Raw genomic sequence first — 19061 nt, forward strand, 5'->3', positions numbered from 1 at the left:
ACTGTGCGAGTGGATTTATCCTGGGGGTATGACAGGCAAGACGTTCTCCTCGGTGTGGCTGCGCGAACCCCGCAAGGCCGCCAGTCCCGGCCGCACCCGGGAGGAGATCGTCAGAGCCGCGGTCGAGCTGCTCAACGAGGAGGGGCTGTCCGGGCTGAGCATGCGCAGGCTCGGCGCGAAGCTGAGCGCGGGCGCCACCAGCCTGTACTGGTACGTCGCCACCAAGGACGAGCTGCTGGAGCTGGTCTACGACGAGGTGTGGGGCGAGATGACGGTCCCCGACCCCGACGAGGTGGGCTGGCGGGAGGCCGCCTCCGTCCTGGCCCACAGCATGCGGCAGGTGATCCTGAGCCACCCGTGGTCGGCCGACCTCATCGGCCGCCTGCCCGCCCTCGGCCCCAACGCGCTGCACGTCGCCAACGAGATGCGCAGGATGTTCAAGCAGGCCGGCTTCACCGGGCTGGACACCGACTACGCCATCGCCACGCTGACGGCCTACATCTTCGGCATGACGATCCCCGAGATCGCCTGGAACGCCAAGTCGGGCGCCGAGCAGTACGACGCCGAGGAGATGAAGTCGGCGGTCGCCCGGCTCGCCGCGAGGTACCCGCACATGCGGGAGAGCCATCAGATGACCGAGACGGAGGATCCGCGCGTGGTGCGGGAGGTCGCCTTCGACTTCGGGCTCGTGTCGGTGCTCGACGGTCTTGAGCGGCGGCTGCCGACGTAGCAGGATCCACGGCATGAGCGATTTCCGTGCCGCCCGTGACTTCCTGCTCGGGGCCGACGCCGCCACCGCCCGCCGCGACTTCCGCTGGCCCGAGCTGGGCGCGTTCAACTGGGCGCTCGACTGGTTCGACGGCGTGCTGGCCACCGAGACGCCCGACGCCGTCGCTCTCAAGATCGTGGGCGAGAGCAGCGCCACCTACACCTTCGCCGAGTTGTCCGAACGTTCGAGCCAGGTCGCCAACTGGCTGCACGAGCAGGGGGTGCGCCGGGGCGACCGGGTCCTGCTGATGCTGGGCAACCAGGCCGAGCTGTGGGAGTCGCTGCTGGCCGTGATGAAGCTGGGCGCGGTCGTCATCCCGGCGACCACGCTGCTGACCGGCAAGGACATCGTGGAGCGGATCGAGCGCGGGCACGTCTCCCACGTCATCGCCAATGCCTCCGACGCGGGCAAGTTCCCGGCCGGCGAGTACACGAAGATCGCCGTGGGCGACGCCTACAACTGGTTGCCGTACCACGACGCCTACCACGCGCACGACCGGTTCACCCCCGACGAGCAGACCCGCGCGGGCGACACGCTGCTGCTCTACTTCACCTCCGGCACCACCTCGCAGCCGAAGCTGGTCGAGCACACGCACGCCTCCTACCCGGCCGGGCACCTGTCGACGATGTTCTGGATCGGGGTGCGGCCCGGCGACGTGCACCTGAACGTGTCCTCGCCCGGATGGGCCAAGCACGCGTGGAGCAACGTGTTCGCCCCGTGGAACGCCGGGGCCACCGTGCTCGTCCACGACTACCGGCGCTTCTCCGCGCCCGCGCTGCTGGAGGTGCTGCGCGACGAGCGGGTGAGCACGTTCTGCGCGCCGCCGACCGTGTGGCGGATGCTCATCCAGGAGGACCTGGCGGCGTGGAAGCTGCCCCTGCGTACGGCCGTGGCCGCCGGCGAGCCGCTGAACCCCGAGATCATCGACCAGGTGGCCAAGGCGTGGGGCATCACGATCAGGGACGGCTACGGCCAGACGGAGACGACGGCGCAGATCGGCAACGCCCCGGGCGAGGCGGTCAAGGCGGGCTCGATGGGGCTGCCGCTGCCCGGGTACGACGTGGTGCTGATCGACCCGATCACGGGCGAGCAGGGGAACGACGGCGAGATCTGCCTGCCGCTGGACGCCCGCCGCCCCCTCGGCCTCATGTCCGGATATGTCGGTGGATCGACGGAGGCCATGCGCGACGGCTTCTACCACACGGGCGACGTCGCCACCCGCGACGACGACGGGTACATCACCTACGTGGGCAGGACCGACGACGTCTTCAAGGCCTCCGACTACCGCATCTCGCCGTTCGAGCTGGAGAGCGTGCTGCTGGAGCACGCCGCCGTCGCCGAGGCCGCCGTGGTGCCCGCGCCCGACCCGGTGCGCCTGGCCGTGCCGAAGGCGTACGTGACGCTCGCCCCCGGGTTCGAGCCGGGCGAGGAGACGGCCCGGTCGATCTTCGAGCACTGCCGCAGGGAGCTGGCACCGTACAAGCGGGTGCGGCGGCTGGAGTTTGACGAGCTGCCCAAGACCATCTCGGGCAAGATCCGCCGGGTTGAGCTGCGCGTACGCGAGCCGCGCAAGGAGTACCGCGAGGAGGACCTCAATCCATGACAATGGGTGCAAAGTGTAAATCGACCCATGGCCGTTCTTACAGCCTGATCGGCTAGGCTCTGCCCCGTGTTGCCCACCATCGCCGACGTCCTCGCCCTGGAGACCGTACGCCGGGGCAGCCCGCGCGTGGTCGCGGGCGCCGACCGGCTCGACACCAAGGTGCGGTGGGTGCACGTGGGCGAGATCGCCGACATCGCCCACCTGCTGCGCGGCGGGGAGCTGGTGCTCACCACGGGAGTGGCCCTGCCCGAGGACCCGGAGAAGCTCGCCGACTACATCGGCGAGCTGTCCTCCGTCGGGGCGTCCGGGCTGATCGTGGAGCTGGGCCGCAGGTTCGTCCGCGAGCTGCCGCGGGCCGTGGTCAAGTCGGCCGAGGAGCACGGGTTCCCGGTCATCGTGCTGACCCGCGAGACGCCGTTCGTGCAGATCACCGAGTCGGTGCACGAGCGGATCATCGACATCCAGCTCGAAGAGCTGCGGGCCTCGGAGCAGTTGCATGAGGTCTTCACCGAGCTGTCGGTCGAGGGCGCCTCGCCGGCAGAGGTGCTGGCCCAGGTGGCACGCCTGTCGGGGCGTCCCGTACTGCTGGAGAACCTGGCGCACCAGGTGCTCGCCGCCGAGTCCGCCGGGCGCGACGCCGGGGCGCTGCTGGCGGGGTGGGAGACCAGGTCGCGGACGGTGGCGCCGGCCGAGCGCACCGCGTACGACCCGGCCTCCGGCTGGCTGGTGACCACGGTCGGGGCGCGCGGGCAGGACTGGGGGCGGCTCATCCTGCTCTGCGACGCGGCGCCGTCGCCGCGCGACCTGGTGCTGGCCGAGCGCGCCGCCACCACGCTGGCGCTGGGCCGCCTGCTGGAGCGCCACCAGGAGTCCCTCGAACGCCAGGCGCACGGCACGATCATCACCGGCATCCTGACCCACGCCTACGCCGACCCCGACGAGGCCGCCGCCCGCGCCCGCGCGGTGGGCGTGCCGCTCACCGGACGCAAGCTGATCAGCGTGGTCATCAGGCCGACCGAGCACATCGACCAGGCCCTCGACGGGCAGGCGCAGCTCGGCGAGCTGGCCGAGGCGACCGCCGCCGCCTGCCGCGACGCCCGCCTGCCCGCCCTGGTGGGCGCGCTCGACCAGGAGCGGGTGGGGGTGCTGCTGCCGCTCCCGCCGCGTACCCAGGCGGAGCCCGCGCTCACCTCGCTGGCCGAGCGGCTGCGCGTGCTGTGGGGGCCGGGCACGGCGTTCGTGCTGGCGGCGGGCTCGGTGGTGGAGTCGATCAGGGACGTACGCCGCAGCTTCCTCGAAGCCGAGCAGGTGGCGGACGTGGCGGTCCGCCAGCCGGACGGCCGGCCCTTCTACCGGCTGCCCGACCTGCGCCTGCGCGGCCTGCTCCACCTGCTGCGCGACGACGCGCGGCTGCAGACGTTCGCCGAGCGGGAGCTGGGCCCGCTGCTGGCCCACGACGCGCAGCGCGGCGGCGACCTGACCCGGATCCTGCGCGTCTACCTGGACTCGGGCCGCAACAAGGCCGTCGCGGCACAGAAGGCCCACCTGTCCAGGCCCGCGTTCTACGACCGCCTGCGCCGCCTCGAACGCATCCTCGACACCGATCTGGACGACGTCGAGTCGTGCCTCTCGCTGCACGTGGCGCTGCTGGCACTGGAGTCCTTCCGCCGGGAGAGCCGCTGATGTGCTGGAATGGGCGATATGTCTGATGTGCTGGTGCCCGACGTGGCCGACCTCAGCCGGATGCTCGCCACGGCGGGAGCCTTCTCCGTGCCCGTCCACGACGTACGGCTGACCCCCGACGACCTCGACCCCGCGCAGATCGTCGCCGGCGATCCCGTCACCTCCTCCCTGGAGCTGGGCGGCGGCCGGGGCATCTGGGAGATCACGCCGGGCGTCGTGACGGACGTGGAACGCGACGAGCTCTTCGTCGTGCTGTCGGGGCGCGCCACGATCGCCGTCGAGGGCGGCACCACCGTCGAGGTGGGGCCCGGCGACGTGTGCCTGCTGGCCGAGGGCGCGAAGACCACCTGGATCGTGCACGAGACGCTGCGCAAGGTGTACCAGGCGCGTTAGCCGGCCCCGCGCGACCTACCGTCGCAAGTGTGCCCCTCTTCTACAACGCTCTCGAAGCCGCGGCCCACCGGCTGTCGATCGTGCCTCCGATGTTCGACTACTTCGGCGCCATGGGCCTGCACGCGCTCGTCGCGGCGGCCAGGACGGGGATCTTCGACGCCCTGCGGGAGCGCCCGTCCACCGGCGGCGAGCTGGCCGCCGCGCTCAACCTCGAACCCCACGCGACCGGCGTGTTGTTACGCGCCCTGGCCGGCCTCGGCTACCTGCGGGTCAGCCGCGGCCGCTACCGCCTGACGCGCACCGCGCGGCGCTGGCTCACCACCGGCTCGCCCACGTCGCTGCTGCCCGGCCTGGCCTTCTGGGAGCGCACGGCCTGCGTGATCTGGCCCGGCCTGGAGAAGGCGGTGCGCGACGGCACGCCCGCCACGCCGTTCTACGCGTCGCTGGCCGCCGATCCCGAGCTGTCGCGCTCGTTCCACGCGTGGACGGCGGCGATGGCCGCCCGGCAGGCGCCTGCCACGGCCCGCGCCGTCCCCGTGCCGCGCGGCGCCCGGCACGTGCTGGACGTGGGCGGCGGGCACGGGCTGTTCAGCCTGGCCCTGCTGCGCCGCCACCCCCGTCTGCGGGCCACCGTGATCGACCTGCCGGACGCGCTCGAAACCGCCGCGTCCCACCCCCGGCTGACGCCGCGGGCCGGCTCGTTCCTGGAGGACGACCTGGGCACCGGGTACGACGTCGTGCTGCTGTTCAACATCGTGCACGGGCTGAGCGACGAGGAGGCCGCCCTGCTGCTCCGGCGGCTGGCGGCGGCGCTCAACCCGGGCGGCGTGCTCGTGGTCGGCGACCAGTTCGGCGACAGCCGCATGCCCGGCCGGGCCAGCCGCACCCTGCTGCGCCTGCTGGACCTGAACTACCTGGTCGCGGTGGGCGGCAGGGTGCGCGGGCTGGAGGAGGTGGCGGGCCTGCTGCGGGCGGCCGGCCTCCACCGGATCCGCCACCGCCGCCCGCTCGGCTCCCCCACCACGGAGCTGGCCGTGGCCTGGAAACCAGCGCACCCTTAGCACCCACCACGCCCGCGCACGCCACGACGCCTGTGTACGCCACGACGCCTGTGTACGCCGCTAGAACCCCATCGCGGCCTGCACCTCCCCCAGCGTGCGGACCGCGCGCTCGCGGGCCCGCTCGTTCCCCTCGGCCAGGATCCGCCTGACGTCGCCCTCATCCAGCTCGGCCCGGCGCTTCCTGATCGGCCGCAGGAACTCGTTGACCGCCTCCGTGACCACCCGCTTGAGCGTGACGGCGCCGCCGTCGCCGATCTCCTCGGCCAGCTCGGCCGGCCGGCGATCCAGGCACAGCCCGGCCAGCGTGAGCAGGTTGGCCACCTCGGGCCTGCGCTCCTCGTCGAACGTGATCAGCCGCTCCGCGTCGGTGCGGGCCTTGCGGATGAGGGCGGCGGTCTCGTCCTCGGTCGCCGAGAGCGCGATCGCGTTGCCGCGGCTCTTGCTCATCTTGCCGCCGTCGAGCCCCCTCAGCAGCGGCTGGGCGCCCATCATGGCCTCGGGCAGCGGGAACACCTCGCCGTACCGCTCGTTGAAGCGGCGCGCCACCAGCCGCGCCACCTCCAGGTGCGGGAGCTGGTCCCTGCCGACGGGCACCAGCGTGCCCTTGCAGAACAGGATGTCGGCCGCCTGGTGCACCGGATAGGTGAACATCAGGCCGCTCACGGCCGACTGGGAGCTGTGCGCGATCTCGTCCTTCACCGTGGGGTTGCGCCGCAGCTCGGACACCGACACCAGGCTCAGGAACGGCAGCAGCAGCTGGTTCAGCTCGGGGATCGCGCTGTGCTGGAAGATCGTCACCTTGGCCGGGTCGACGCCGACCGCCAGGTAGTCGAGCAGCAGCTCGGTCGTGTGCCGCCGGATCTCGCCCGGCACGTCGCGGTCGGTGATCACCTGGTAGTCGGCGATCAGCACGTACATGGGATGGAGGTCCTGCAGCAGGACCCGGTTGGCCAGCGAGCCGAAATAGTGGCCCAGATGCAGCGGCCCCGTCGGCCGGTCACCGGTCAGCACCACGTCGTTCATCAGGTCTCTCTCCTCTCAGGATCGTCGCCGTCCTGGAGAGGAACCCTCCGCTTCCGGGGGCCGTCTCGAGGACGGCCCGCGCATGGGAATTCAGCGGCCGTCTGCCGGCCGCCACCACATGCGGAAGCGAGTCATGCTCAAAGGGTACCCGGTTCTTGTGTCGATTCCGTAACCTCTTTACTCCTTTGGCGCGTTCGGCTGCCCCGGAGACCTTGATCTCGCCACTATGGTGCGGTCCCTTTTCCGCCCTCTGGAGAGTTCATGTCTCGACGCACCCTCGCCGGCGGCCTGGCCATAGCCGCGGCGCTCACCCTCACCGCGCTACCCGCGACAGCGGAGCAGCAGTCGGTGCGGTTCCCGTCGGCGAAGTTCCCGCTGGGCGCGCGATCCGTGCCGGCCAAGACGATGACCGCCGTGGCGCAGGGCATCGACCTGTACGACGTGAAGGCCGGCACCTCCACCGACGGCTACACGGTGAGCATCCTGATGCCCAACGGCCGCGACGCCGGGTCGCTCTCGACGGCCGAGGCGGTGGCCGCGGAGGTGGAGGCGGCCGGTGAGACGCCCAGCGTGCAGGAGGTCGTCCGGCCGGCCGTCGCCGACGCCCCCTCCCAGACCGTCTACATGGTCCGCGTCGGCCTGTGGTCCTTAAAGGACAAGAAGAAGGCCGACGCGATGGCCAAGAAGCTCAAGGAAGCGGGCCTGAAGGTCAAGGTCGACTACCTCGGTGACGACGGGGCCAAGACCACCGGCCCGTGGAACGTCAAGGTCGCCCTGATCGACGTCAGGACGTTCCGCGGCACGTACGCCGCCTCGCTCGGCGCCAGCGTGGCCAAGCGGGAGACCGTCTCCTCGATGGTCAAGGCCCGCAAGGCCCTGCTCGGGATCAACGGCGGCTTCTTCAACATCCACACCTCCCCGGCGCTGCGCGGCGAGCCCCTCGGCGCGTCCGTCGTGGGCGGCAAGCTGCTCAGCGAGGCCGTGCCCGGCCGCTCCGCGGTCGTGCTGAAGGGCCGTACCGCGAAGATCACCGAGCTGAAGTCGACCGTGACCGCGATCTCCCAGGACGGCGAGAGGGTCGAGGTCAACGGCATCAACCGGGCCACCACGACGGACGAGCTGGTGCTCTACACGGAGGAGTACGGCGCCAAGACGCCCACCGGCGGCGTCGACGCCGTCATCGACGCGACCAACAAGGTCGTCGGGCTCCGCGCGTCGGGTGGCGCGGTGACCGCCGGCATGCGGGTGCTGCACGGCAACGGCGTGGCCGCCGACTGGCTCAACGAGCACGCCTGGCAGGACTGGAAGGTTCAGATCGACACCAAGCTCGTGGACCTGCGGACGAAGCGGGCGCTCCAGCTCACCCCTGAGCTGAACGTGGTCGCGGGCGGCGTCGGCCTCGTCCGCAACGGCAAGGTGAAGATCACCGCCAAGCTGGACGGGCACGACTCGATCAACATGATCCTGCGCCGCCACCCGCGCACGCTCCTCGGCACCACGCGCAACGGCAGCCTGATCCTGGCCACCATCGACGGGCGCCAGCCCGGGGTGACGGTGGGGGCCAACTTCGTGGAGGCCGCCCAGTTCATGCGCTGGCTGGGCGCCACGCAGGCGATCAACCTGGACGGCGGCGGCTCCACGGCCATGGTCGTCGGCAACAAGGTCGTCAACCGCCCGTCGGACGGCGCCGAGCGCGCGGTCGGCGACGCCCTGCTCGTCCTTCCCCAGTAACCCGGCCCTGCATCCCCGGTAACCCGGCTCCGCTTCCCCGGTAACCCGGCTTCGGCGGGGACTCCAGCGAGTCCCCGCCGCTCAGCCCGTGACCGGCAGCCCGGCATCCGGTTTCACCGACTTCATCGCCAGGTGCGACGTCACCTGCGCCACCCCCGGCAATCCGGACAGCGTCTCGGAGTAGAACCTCTCGTACGCGGCCAGATCCGCCACCGCCACCCGGAGCAGGAAGTCCGGATCCCCGAACAGCCGGTACGCCTCCACCACCTCCGGCATCCCCGACACCCGCCGCTCGAACTCGGCCACCGTGTCGTGATCCTCGTACCTCATCACCACGGTCACGAACGCCTGGAACCCCCGCCCCACGGCGCCCCCGTCGAGCAACGCCCGATACCCGCGGATCACCCCGCTCTCCTCCAGCTGCCGCACCCGCCGCAGGCACGGCGACGGCGTCAGCCCCACCCGGTCGGCCAGCTCGGTGTTGCTCAGCCGCCCGTCCCGCTGGAGCTCTTGGAGGATCCTGCGGTCAATCGCATCCATGACGCAACATCCTGCCACGCACACCATCCGGCCAGCACGAATCCACCATCGTGTGCCACCCCTGCTCGGCTACCGTCGCGGGCAGGAGGAGATACATCATGGACACCGAGCTGCTGATCCTGTTCCTCGGCATGGATCTGCTGCTGATCTGCACGCCGGGGCCGGACATGCTGTACGTGCTGGCCCGCTCCCTCGGCCAGGGCCGCAGGACCGGGCTGACGGCGGTGGCGGGCATCTGCTGCGGGTACGCCGCGCACACCGTCCTGGCAGCCGCGGGGCTGGCCGCCGCGCTCCGCGCCGTACCCGCCGCGCTGCCCGCGATGCGCTACGCCGGAGCGGCGTACCTGGTCTTCCTGGCCGTCAGGACGTTGCTGTCGCTGCGGTCCCGCGAGACCCGGCCGCTCGGCGCGCCGTCCGCCGAGCCGCGCGGCAGGGTGCTGCGGCAGAGCACGCTCACGGCCCTGCTCAACCCGAAGGGCCTGCTGCTCTACCTGTCGCTGATGCCGCAGTTCATCTCGACCGGGACGGGCGTGCCGCTCGGGTTCCAGCTCACCGCGCTCGGCCTGCTGCACGTCGTGAACTGCGCCCTGCTCTACGGCCTCGTCGCGGTCGCCACGGCCCGGGCGAGCACCGCGCTGACCGGCACCCCGAAGGCGGCCCGCCGGATCTCGGCGATCTCGGGCACGCTGCTGCTCGTGGTCGCCGCCGCCACCCTCGGCGCCCACTAAGGCCGCCCCAGCCACCCCCTTAGGCACGCTCCCGCCAGTAGGCGAGCTGGCCCCGGGTCGTGCGCGTCGCCGGATGACCGGGGCCGAGCACCCGCTCCCTGATGGGCAGCAGGGCCGCGTACTGGTCGCGCGCCGCCACGGGATCCCCCGCCTGCCCCGTCCAGTACGCCAGGTTCGCGCGGGCGGTCAGCGTGTCGGGGTGCTCGGGCCCGGAGACCCGCTCGCGGAGTGGCAGCAGCGCCGCGTACGCGTCCCTGGCCGCCACCGGGTCCCCCAGCTCGCCGATCCACCGCGCCAGCTCGTGCCTGATCGTCAGCGTGTCGGGATGCTCCGGGCCGAGCACCCGCTCCCGAACGGCGAGCAGGCCCGCGTACTGCTCCCTGGCCGCCACCCCGTCACCCGCCGCCCCCGTCCAGTAGGCCAGGTTGTGCCAGGTGATCAGGGTGTCCGGATGCTCGGGGCCGAGGACCCGTTCCCTGACGCGCAGCAGGGCCGCGCACTGGTCGCGGGCCGCCGCCGCGTCACCCGCCTGGCCCGTCCAGTAGGCCAGGTTGTGGCGGGTGGTCAGGGTGTCCGGGTGATCGGCGCCGGAGGCGTGCTCGCGGCGGATGAGCAGCTCGGCGTACTGGTCGCGGGCCGAGACGGCGTCGCCGAGCTCGCCGGTCCAGCGGGCCAGCTCGTGGCGGGTGATCAGGGTGGCGGGGTGCTGGGGCCCGAGAACCCGTTCCCTGATCGGCAGGAGAGCCGCGTAGTGGTCGCGGGCCGCCGCCGGATCGCCCGCCTGCCCCGTCCACTGCGCCAGGTTCGCCCTGGCCATCAGGGTGTCCGGGTGATCGCGGCCCTGGACGCGTTCCCTGAGCGGCAGCAGCGCCGCGTACTGGTCGCGGGCCGCCGCCGCGTCCCCCAGCTCGCCCGTCCACCGAGCCAGCTCGTGCCTGATCGTCAGCGTGTCGGGATGCTCGGGCCCGGACACGCGCTCGCGCACGACGAGCAGGGCCGCGTACTGGTCCCTGGCCGCCTCCGCCTCGCCCAGCTCGCCCGTCCAGCGGGCCAGCTCGTGCCGGTTGATCAGCGCGGACGGATGCTCCGGGCCCTGGACCCGCTCGCGGATCGGCAGCAGCGCCGCGTACTGGTCACGGGCCGCCGCCGGATCCCCCGCCTGACCCGTCCACTGCGCCAGGTTCGCCCTGGCGGCCAGCGTGTCCGGGTGGTCGGGGCCCTGGACCCGCTCCCTGATCGGCACCAGGTCGGCGTACATGTCCCTGGCCGCCGCCGCGTCCCCCAGCTCACCCGTCCATCGGGCCAGCTCGTGCCGGATGGTCAGCGTGTTCGGGTGCTCGGGCCCCTGCACCCGCTCGCTCACCGGCAGCAGCTCCGCGTACTGCCTGCGCGCCGCCACCGCATCGCCCAGCTCACCCGTCCACCGCGCCAGCTCGTGCCGGATGGTCAGGGTGATCGGGTGCTCCGCGCCCAGCTGGCCCATCCGGATGGGCAGCAGCTCCGTGTACTGCCTGCGCGCCGCCACCGCGTCCCCCAGCTCACCCGTCCACCGCGCCAGCTCGTGCCGGGCGGTCAGCGTGGACGGGTGCTCGGCCCCCAGCTTCGCGGTCAGCGCCTCGCAGATCTCCCTGAACAACGACCTGGCCGTACGGTAGTCGCCGCTCGCCCCCAGGTACTGCGCCGTCTTGTCCATGCCCGGCGAGATCGGGGTCAGCGCGGCCAGGATGTGCGGCAGGAGCAGCGCGTACCGGGGCCAGGCCGCGACGCGGGTGGGGTCGTCCGGCAGCACCGACTCCAGCAGCACCGCCGCCGCGTCCCGCCAGCGCTGCTGCTCGTGCGGCGCGAGCTGGTCGAGGGTTACGGCCTGGACCAGGCGGTGGACCGGCACCGTACCCTCCACGGGCTGCCCGATCAGGCTGTGGCCGCGCAGCGCGCCGACGGCCGTGTTGATCGCGAGCGGGTCGCGCGGCAGCTCCTGCAACACCGCCACCGCGCTCATCCAGGGCCGGAACTCCCGTACCAGCCGCACCCGCGAGCCCGGCAGCCGCCCGTACGCCCGCTGCCGCTGCACGTCCTCGGCGAACAGCTCCCGCGCCGTACGCCCTTCGAGCGGCGACAGCAGCAGGTGGTACGGGATGGCCTCGTGCGAGTAGCAGGCCAGCACCCGCAGCAACGCGATCGCCTGCCGGCTCGTGCCCGCCAGGTTCCTGAACGCGAGCTGCCACGTCGTGGTGATCCGCTCCTCGTACCCCCAGGCCTGCCCCTGCGCGAGCAGCCCTGCCCGCTGGTCGTGGAGGAGGTCGAGGTACTCGCCCAGGGCCAGCCCGGTCTCGGACATGAACGCCGCCGCCTGCTCCAGCGCCAGCGGCAGCGCGCCCAGCTCGGCCACCACGGCAGAGGCCGCCGCGGCGTCGTCCTGCCCCGACCGCGCCAACACCAGCGCCACCGCCGGCTCCGGCTCCAGCACCGGCAGCTCCAGCCCCTGCTCGCGCGGCCAGCTCCCGGACCTGCTGGTGATCAGCACGTGCCCCGGCCCCGCCGGAGGTAGAAAAGGGCGCAGGGCATCAGCCTCCGGCGCGTTGTCGAAGATCAGCAACCAGGGCTCGGTACGGGCCGCCAGCGCGGCATGCACCTGATCGACGGGGTCGGCGGCGTCCACGGTGTCCCGTAACCCCAGCAGCGCCGCCAACCGGGCGAAGGCGGCGGACAGCACGGCCGGGTCGGCGGCTGGGAGTTGCCAGACGAGCTGGTAGTCATGCAGGTGGCGATGCGCGTACTCCAGAGCCAGGCTGGTCTTCCCGACCCCGCCCAGCCCGTGCACCGCCACCACGCACGGCTGGCTCCTGCCCCCGGCCAGGCGTGCCCGCAGTTCCGCCACCATCTCGTCCCTGCCGAGCAGGCGCGGAGGGCGGGGCGGGAGCTGCACCGGGCGGGTGGGGACCTGAGGGCGGGGCGGCAACCGCACGTCACCGACGACATCCACATGACCGACATTCACCGCCGTGGCCCTGTCTCCGGTCATCGCCACCCCACGGTTGTCACCCCCCACCTCAATGGAACGCTCCACCGGTCCGGCGCCCTCGACCCGCCCCATCGGCTCGCCCCGCGCCCTGCGCCACCCACGCCTCCGCCCAACCGGCGCTCCAGCCTGCGCGGGCGGTGCTCCAGCCACCCCAGGCTGCGAGCCAGCCTGCCCCGCAGCCGAATCAGCCTGCCCAGGGAGCGGACCCGCCTGCGCCGGAAGCGCGCCAGCCTGCGCAGTGCGCGAGTCGGGCTGTCCGGGGGGCAGCCCAGCCTGCCGGGGAGGCGCATCGCGCTGCCCAGGAAGCGGCCCGGCCCGCCCGGGAGCCGAATCGGCCTGTCCGGGTGGCTTCCCAGCCGGCCCGGGAGGCGAATCGGCCTGCGCGAGGAACGGAGCAGCCTGTCCCGAAGGCGGCCCTGTCCGCTCAGGAGACGAGCCGGCCTGGGCAGTGGGGGAACCTGCCTGGGCGGCGGGCGAATCTGACGGTGCTGCGTCGCCTGTCACGGCGGAGGTGCCGGCCGGAGCGTCACCTGTCGCTCCGGATGACCCCTCCTCGCCGGTCACCGGCGCAGGGCCGATCGGAGGGCCCATGCCGCATCCGGCGAACGAACCCTCGCGCGGCGGCGACGACCTCGCTTCGATCCGGTGCCGCACCATGACGAGCACCGCCGCCACGAACAGACCGAACATCCCCAAGGACACACTGATCAGGCTGTCCTGCTCACCCAGCACCATTAACAACGAGCCAGGCATCCCATACATGTCAGCGACATAGTCGGTCACGCCCGCCGCCACCAAAGTGAGCGAAATCGGGGTAAGCGTCCAGACGAGCAGACTCGGGCGCCGGCGATTACGCCGAGGCGGCCCGGATCCGTGTCCTGAAGAGGAAGAATCCGTCACTCTTCCAGAGTGACCCGGCCCTCTGAGGGTCGCCACCGGAACTCCGTCATGCCCGGAAAGCACCCTATGCACAGGGAAATGAAAAGGGCCCCGACCAGTGCTGGTCGGGGCCCTTTTCATATAAAGATTGTCCGGCGGTGACCTACTCTCCCACACCCTCCCGAGTGCAGTACCATCGGCGCAGAGAAGCTTAACTTCCGGGTTCGGAATGTAACCGGGTGTTTCCTTCCCGCCATAACCGCCGTAACCCTGCGAAACAGCCAGCTTGCTGTCTCAGAACTGCATAGTGGACGCGAGCAAGAAATTTCTTTGATGTGGCGCAGCTCTGGACCCGGCGAAGAGTAACAGAGCGCAGCACACACCAAAGCAATATGCTTTGTGGTCAAGTCCTCGGCCTATTAGTACCGGTCAGCTCCACACGTTACCGCGCTTCCACCTCCGGCCTATCAACCCGGTCGTCTACCGGGAGCCTTACCCCCTCACAGGGTGGGAGACCTCATCTCAAGGCGAGCTTCCCGCTTAGATGCTTTCAGCGGTTATCCCTTCCGAACGTAGCCAACCAGCCGTGCACCTGGCGGTACAACTGGCACACCAGAGGTTCGTCCGTCCCGGTCCTCTCGTACTAGGGACAGCCCCTTTCAAGTCTCCTACGCGCGCAGCGGATAGGGACCGAACTGTCTCGCGACGTTCTAAACCCAGCTCGCGTACCGCTTTAATGGGCGAACAGCCCAACCCTTGGGACCTACTCCAGCCCCAGGATGCGACGAGCCGACATCGAGGTGCCAAACCATCCCGTCGATATGGACTCTTGGGGAAGATCAGCCTGTTATCCCCGGGGTACCTTTTAGCCGTTGAGCGACACCGCTTCCACACGCCGATGCCGGATCACTAGTCCCAGCTTTCGCTCCTGCTCGACCCGTCAGTCTCACAGTCAAGCTCCCTTGTGCACTTACACTCAACACCTGATTGCCAACCAGGCTGAGGGAACCTTTGGGCGCCTCCGTTACTCTTTGGGAGGCAACCGCCCCAGTTAAACTACCCACCAGACACTGTCCCCGATCCGGATCACGGACCAGAGTTAGACGTTCAAAACGACCAGAGTGGTATTTCACCAATGACTCCACCCGAACTAGCGTCCGAGCTTCCCAGTCTCCCACCTATCCTACACAAGACGCTCCAAACGCCAATGTCAAGCTGTAGTGAAGGTCCCGGGGTCTTTCCGTCCTGCTGCGCGTAACGAGCATCTTTACTCGTAGTGCAATTTCGCCGGGTCTGCGGTTGAGACAGCGGGGAAGTCGTTACGCCATTCGTGCAGGTCGGAACTTACCCGACAAGGAATTTCGCTACCTTAGGATGGTTATAGTTACCACCGCCGTTTACCGGCGCTTAAGTTCTCACCTTCGCCCAGAAAACTGGACTAAGCGGTCCCCTTAACGTTCCGGCACCGGGCAGGCGTCAGTCCGTATACATCGTCTTACGACTTCGCACGGACCTGTGTTTTTAGTAAACAGTCGCTTCCCCCTGGCCACTGCGACCCCCACCAGCTCCGAGTGCAAGACTCATCACCAGCAGAGGTCCCCCTTCTCCCGAAGTTACGGGGGCAATTTGCCGAGTTCCTTAACCACAGTTCACCCGATCGCCTTAGTATTCTCTACCTGACCACCTGAGTCGGTTTAGGGTACGGGCCGCCACAACACTCACTAGAGGCTTTTCTCGGCAGCATAGGATCATCCACTTCACCACAATCGGCTCGGCATCACATCTCAGGATTAACGCGCGGCGGATTTGCCTACCGCACTCCCTACATGCTTACCCCAGGACAACCATCGCCTGGGCTGGACTACCTTCCTGCGTCACCCCATCGCTTACCTACTACCCGATCGGATCGAGCGTTCACTCTGACCCCAAGCCCGAAGGCTTTAGGCGAGCTAAGGACTCTTAGCATCACGAGGTTCAGTATGGGCGCATTGAAGCGGGTACGGGAATATCAACCCGTTGTCCATCGACTACGCCTGTCGGCCTCGCCTTAGGTCCCGACTTACCCTGGGCGGATTAGCCTGGCCCAGGAACCCTTGGTCATCCGGCGCGAGGGTTTCTCACCCTCGATTCGCTACTCATGCCTGCATTCTCACTCGCACAGCCTCCACAACTAGATCACTCTGCTGCTTCGCCGGCTGCACGACGCTCCCCTACCCATCAACTCCACATAGGAATCAATGCCACGACTTCGGCGGTGTACTTGAGCCCCGCTACATTGTCGGCGCAGAATCACTTGACCAGTGAGCTATTACGCACTCTTTCAAGGGTGGCTGCTTCTAAGCCAACCTCCTGGTTGTCTCTGCGACTCCACATCCTTTCCCACTTAGCACACGCTTAGGGGCCTTAGTCGGTGATCTGGGCTGTTTCCCTCTCGACTACGAACCTTATCGCCCGCAGTCTCACTGCCACGCTCTCACTTACCGGCATTCGGAGTTTGGCTGACGTCAGTAACCTTGTCGGGCCCATCGGCCATCCAGTGCTCTACCTCCGGCAAGAAACACGCAACGCTGCACCTAAATGCATTTCGGGGAGAACCAGCTATCACGGAGTTTGATTGGCCTTTCACCCCTACACACAGATCATCCCCCAGGTTTTCAACCCTGGTGGGTTCGGTCCTCCACCCAGTCTTACCTGAGCTTCAACCTGCCCATGCGTAGATCACTCCGCTTCGGGTCTACAGCATGCGACTCAAACGCCCTCTTCAGACTCGCTTTCGCTACGGCTCCCCCACACGGGTTAACCTCGCCACACACCATAACTCGCAGGCTCATTCTTCAAAAGGCACGCAGTCACATCACACACCAGCAAGCTGATGTAAGCTCCTACGGCTTGTAGGCACACGGTTTCAGGTACTATTTCACGACCCCTCACCGGGGCACTTTTCACCTTTCCCTCACGGTACTCGTGCACTATCGGTCATCAGGGAGTATTTAGGCTTACCAGGTGGTCCTGGCAGATTCACACAGGATTTCTCGGGCCCCGTGCTACTTGGGATCCCCTCCAGCAGTCCATCCGATTTCGCCTACCCGGCTCTCACGGTCTACGGCGCCCCTTCCCAGAGGCTTCAACTATCAGACAGATTTATCACTGCTTGGCCGACCGGCAGATCGACCCAGAAGGTCCCACGACCCCGGACATGCAACGCCTGCCGGCTATCACACACGCCCGGTTTAGCCTCATCCGCTTTCGCTCACCACTACTCACGGAATCACTCTTGTTTTCTCTTCCTACGGGTACTGAGATGTTTCACTTCCCCGCGTTACCACCAACCGCCCTATACATTCAGGCGGAGGCAACACCACATGACTGGTGCTAGGTTTCCCCATTCGGACATCCCCGGATCAACGTCTGGTTGGCGACTCCCCGAGGCTTAACGCAGCCTCCCACGTCCTTCATCGGCTCCTGATGCCAAGGCATCCACCGTGTGCCCTAAAAAACTTGGCCACAAAGATGCTCGCGTCCACTATGCAAATCTCAAACAACAAACAGCAACCACCTCCAGACCGCGTGATGCGACCCTTCAGTGGCCCTGTACTGAGTCAAACGAGCGCTGCCCGTTTCCTCAGGACCCAACAGTGTGTCCGATGCTTCACGGCTCCTGGCCTGTCGTTCCCACTCCCCGAAGGGCGGTACTAACCAGGCAGCAACCACGCTGCACCGAATAGCCAGTGCTCCACTAGTGAGCTGTCACCCCACCGATCGTGCGCCGGTGACGGGTGAGAGTGCTCCTTAGAAAGGAGGTGATCCAGCCGCACCTTCCGGTACGGCTACCTTGTTACGACTTCGTCCCAATCGCCAGCCCCACCTTCGACCGCTCCCCCCCTTGCGGGTTGGGCCACGGGCTTCGGGTGTTGCCGACTTTCGTGACGTGACGGGCGGTGTGTACAAGGCCCGGGAACGTATTCACCGCAGCATTGCTGATCTGCGATTACTAGCGACTCCGACTTCATGGGGTCGAGTTGCAGACCCCAATCCGAACTGAGACCGGCTTTTAGGGATTCGCTCCACCTCACGGTATCGCAACCCTCTGTACCGGCCATTGTAGCATGTTTGCAGCCCAAGACATAAGGGGCATGATGACTTGACGTCATCCCCACCTTCCTCCGAGTTGACCCCGGCAGTCCCCCATGAGTCCCCAGCACGCCGAAGCGCCTGCTGGCAACATGGAGCAAGGGTTGCGCTCGTTGCGGGACTTAACCCAACATCTCACGACACGAGCTGACGACAGCCATGCACCACCTGTCACCCAGTCCGAAGAGGCCCACATCTCTGCAGGTTTCCGGGTGATGTCAAACCTTGGTAAGGTTCTTCGCGTTGCGTCGAATTAAGCAACATGCTCCGCCGCTTGTGCGGGCCCCCGTCAATTCCTTTGAGTTTTAGCCTTGCGGCCGTACTCCCCAGGCGGGGCGCTTAATGCGTTAGCTCCGGCACGGAGATCGTGGAAGATCCCCACACCTAGCGCCCAACGTTTACAGCGTGGACTACCAGGGTATCTAATCCTGTTCGCTCCCCACGCTTTCGCTCCTCAGCGTCAGGTAAGGCCCAGCAAGCCGCCTTCGCCACCGGTGTTCCTCCTGATATCTGCGCATTTCACCGCTACACCAGGAATTCCACTTGCCCCTACCTACCTCTAGCCGGCCCGTATCCACCGCAGACCCGCAGTTAAGCTGCGGGCTTTCACGGCAGACGCGACCAGCCACCTACGAGCTCTTTACGCCCAATAATTCCGGACAACGCTTGCGCCCTACGTATTACCGCGGCTGCTGGCACGTAGTTAGCCGGCGCTTCTTCTGCAGGTACACGTCAACTTCGTCCCTGCTGAAAGAGGTTTACAACCCGAAGGCCGTCATCCCCCACGCGGCGTCGCTGCGTCAGGCTTCCGCCCATTGCGCAATATTCCCCACTGCTGCCTCCCGTAGGAGTCTGGGCCGTGTCTCAGTCCCAGTGTGGCCGGTCGCCCTCTCAGGCCGGCTACCCGTCGTCGCCTTGGTAGGCCACTACCCCACCAACAAGCTGATAGGCCGCGAGCCCATCCCCAACCGAAAAAACTTTCCACCACCACCCGATGCCGGAGGCGGTCGTATCCGGTATTAGACCCAGTTTCCCGGGCTTATCCCAGAGTCAGGGGCAGGTTGCTCACGTGTTACTCACCCGTTCGCCGCTCGAGTACCCCGAAGGGCCTTTCCGCTCGACTTGCATGTGTTAAGCACGCCGCCAGCGTTCGTCCTGAGCCAGGATCAAACTCTCCAAACAATGTCTGGATTATTCATCCGAGCAAAATCCATCAAGAAAATCTCTTGACGAGGTGTTGCATGAAAATCATGCACTGGCTTTTAACACACTGTTGAGTTCTCAAGAAACGGACGCGTACTTCCTCACCAGGCCCGCTCTCGCGGCCCCCGCTCGGAGGCGTTCATTTCGTCGTTGTGGTCTTAATTCTTTCAGCCGTTCAAGTTCCTGTCAAATTGACCGGACTTGCTCGACCTGCGGGAATTAATCCCTGCCCCCTTTCGGAGACAACCCCTCTAACTTACCAGCCGATCCGAGTGGACGCGCACGCCACACCGCG

Annotated in this window: 10 protein-coding genes and 3 rRNA genes; 7 read left to right on the forward strand and 6 right to left on the reverse strand. The window is 68.0% G+C overall.

The annotated features are described in order from the left end of the window. Window positions 1-28 precede the first annotated feature (28 nt). From HD593_RS46940 to HD593_RS46960, 5 genes are all read left to right on the forward strand, one after another. A complete protein-coding gene (locus tag HD593_RS46940) occupies window positions 29-730 on the forward strand; it encodes a TetR/AcrR family transcriptional regulator (RefSeq protein WP_185109381.1) in 702 nt (233 codons plus the stop codon). 13 nt (window positions 731-743) lie between these two features. Beyond that, the gene (locus HD593_RS46945; protein ID WP_185109382.1) at window positions 744-2372 is read left to right on the forward strand and encodes an AMP-binding protein; all 1629 of its coding nucleotides are present in this window, start codon (window positions 744-746) and stop codon (window positions 2370-2372) included. A gap of 66 nt (window positions 2373-2438) precedes the next feature. Then, window positions 2439-4055 (forward strand): PucR family transcriptional regulator, encoded by a 1617-nt coding sequence (locus HD593_RS46950; RefSeq protein WP_185109383.1) that lies wholly within the window; start codon window positions 2439-2441, stop codon window positions 4053-4055. Window positions 4056-4073: 18 nt separating this feature from the next. Then, the gene (locus HD593_RS46955; protein WP_185109384.1) at window positions 4074-4448 is read left to right on the forward strand and encodes a cupin domain-containing protein; all 375 of its coding nucleotides are present in this window, start codon (window positions 4074-4076) and stop codon (window positions 4446-4448) included. Window positions 4449-4477: 29 nt separating this feature from the next. Further along, window positions 4478-5509, forward strand: coding sequence for a methyltransferase (locus HD593_RS46960; RefSeq protein WP_185109385.1), 1032 nt, complete (start codon window positions 4478-4480; stop codon window positions 5507-5509). A gap of 60 nt (window positions 5510-5569) precedes the next feature. Here the strand turns inward: HD593_RS46960 and trpS are convergent, their stop codons facing one another. Continuing rightward, on the reverse strand, window positions 5570-6532 hold the full coding sequence (gene trpS, locus HD593_RS46965; protein WP_185109386.1) for a tryptophan--tRNA ligase: 963 nt from the start codon (window positions 6530-6532) through the stop codon (window positions 5570-5572). Between the two features lie 261 nt (window positions 6533-6793). Here trpS and HD593_RS46970 point away from each other — a divergent pair, with 261 nt between their 5' ends. Next, window positions 6794-8263 carry a phosphodiester glycosidase family protein gene (locus HD593_RS46970; RefSeq protein WP_185109387.1) on the forward strand — a complete coding sequence of 490 codons (1470 nt, stop codon included), beginning with the start codon at window positions 6794-6796 and terminating at the stop codon, window positions 8261-8263. A gap of 81 nt (window positions 8264-8344) precedes the next feature. Here the strand turns inward: HD593_RS46970 and HD593_RS46975 are convergent, their stop codons facing one another. After that, window positions 8345-8803, reverse strand: a complete 459-nt coding sequence (locus HD593_RS46975; RefSeq protein WP_185109388.1) for an Lrp/AsnC family transcriptional regulator — start codon at window positions 8801-8803, stop codon at window positions 8345-8347. A gap of 98 nt (window positions 8804-8901) precedes the next feature. On the opposite strand from HD593_RS46975, the gene HD593_RS46980 reads away from it, so the two are divergent. Next, window positions 8902-9531, forward strand: coding sequence for a LysE family translocator (locus HD593_RS46980; RefSeq protein ID WP_185109389.1), 630 nt, complete (start codon window positions 8902-8904; stop codon window positions 9529-9531). Window positions 9532-9550: 19 nt separating this feature from the next. Here HD593_RS46980 and fxsT read toward each other — a convergent pair whose 3' ends face one another. The 4 genes from fxsT to HD593_RS47000 all read right to left on the reverse strand — a co-directional run bounded on the left by fxsT (window position 9551) and on the right by HD593_RS47000 (window position 18745). Continuing rightward, window positions 9551-12514, reverse strand: a complete 2964-nt coding sequence (gene fxsT / locus HD593_RS46985) for an FxSxx-COOH system tetratricopeptide repeat protein (RefSeq protein WP_185109390.1) — start codon at window positions 12512-12514, stop codon at window positions 9551-9553. A 1068-nt stretch (window positions 12515-13582) separates the two neighbouring features. Then, window positions 13583-13699 (reverse strand): 5S ribosomal RNA (gene rrf / locus HD593_RS46990). A 132-nt stretch (window positions 13700-13831) separates the two neighbouring features. Then, a 23S ribosomal RNA gene (locus HD593_RS46995) occupies window positions 13832-16936 on the reverse strand. A gap of 289 nt (window positions 16937-17225) precedes the next feature. Continuing rightward, window positions 17226-18745 (reverse strand): 16S ribosomal RNA (locus tag HD593_RS47000). The 16S, 23S and 5S rRNA genes sit together here, the layout of an rRNA operon. Between the last annotated feature and the right edge of the window lie 316 nt (window positions 18746-19061).

It is taken from the genome of Nonomuraea rubra (genome assembly GCF_014207985.1).
Lineage (GTDB): Bacteria > Actinomycetota > Actinomycetes > Streptosporangiales > Streptosporangiaceae > Nonomuraea > Nonomuraea rubra.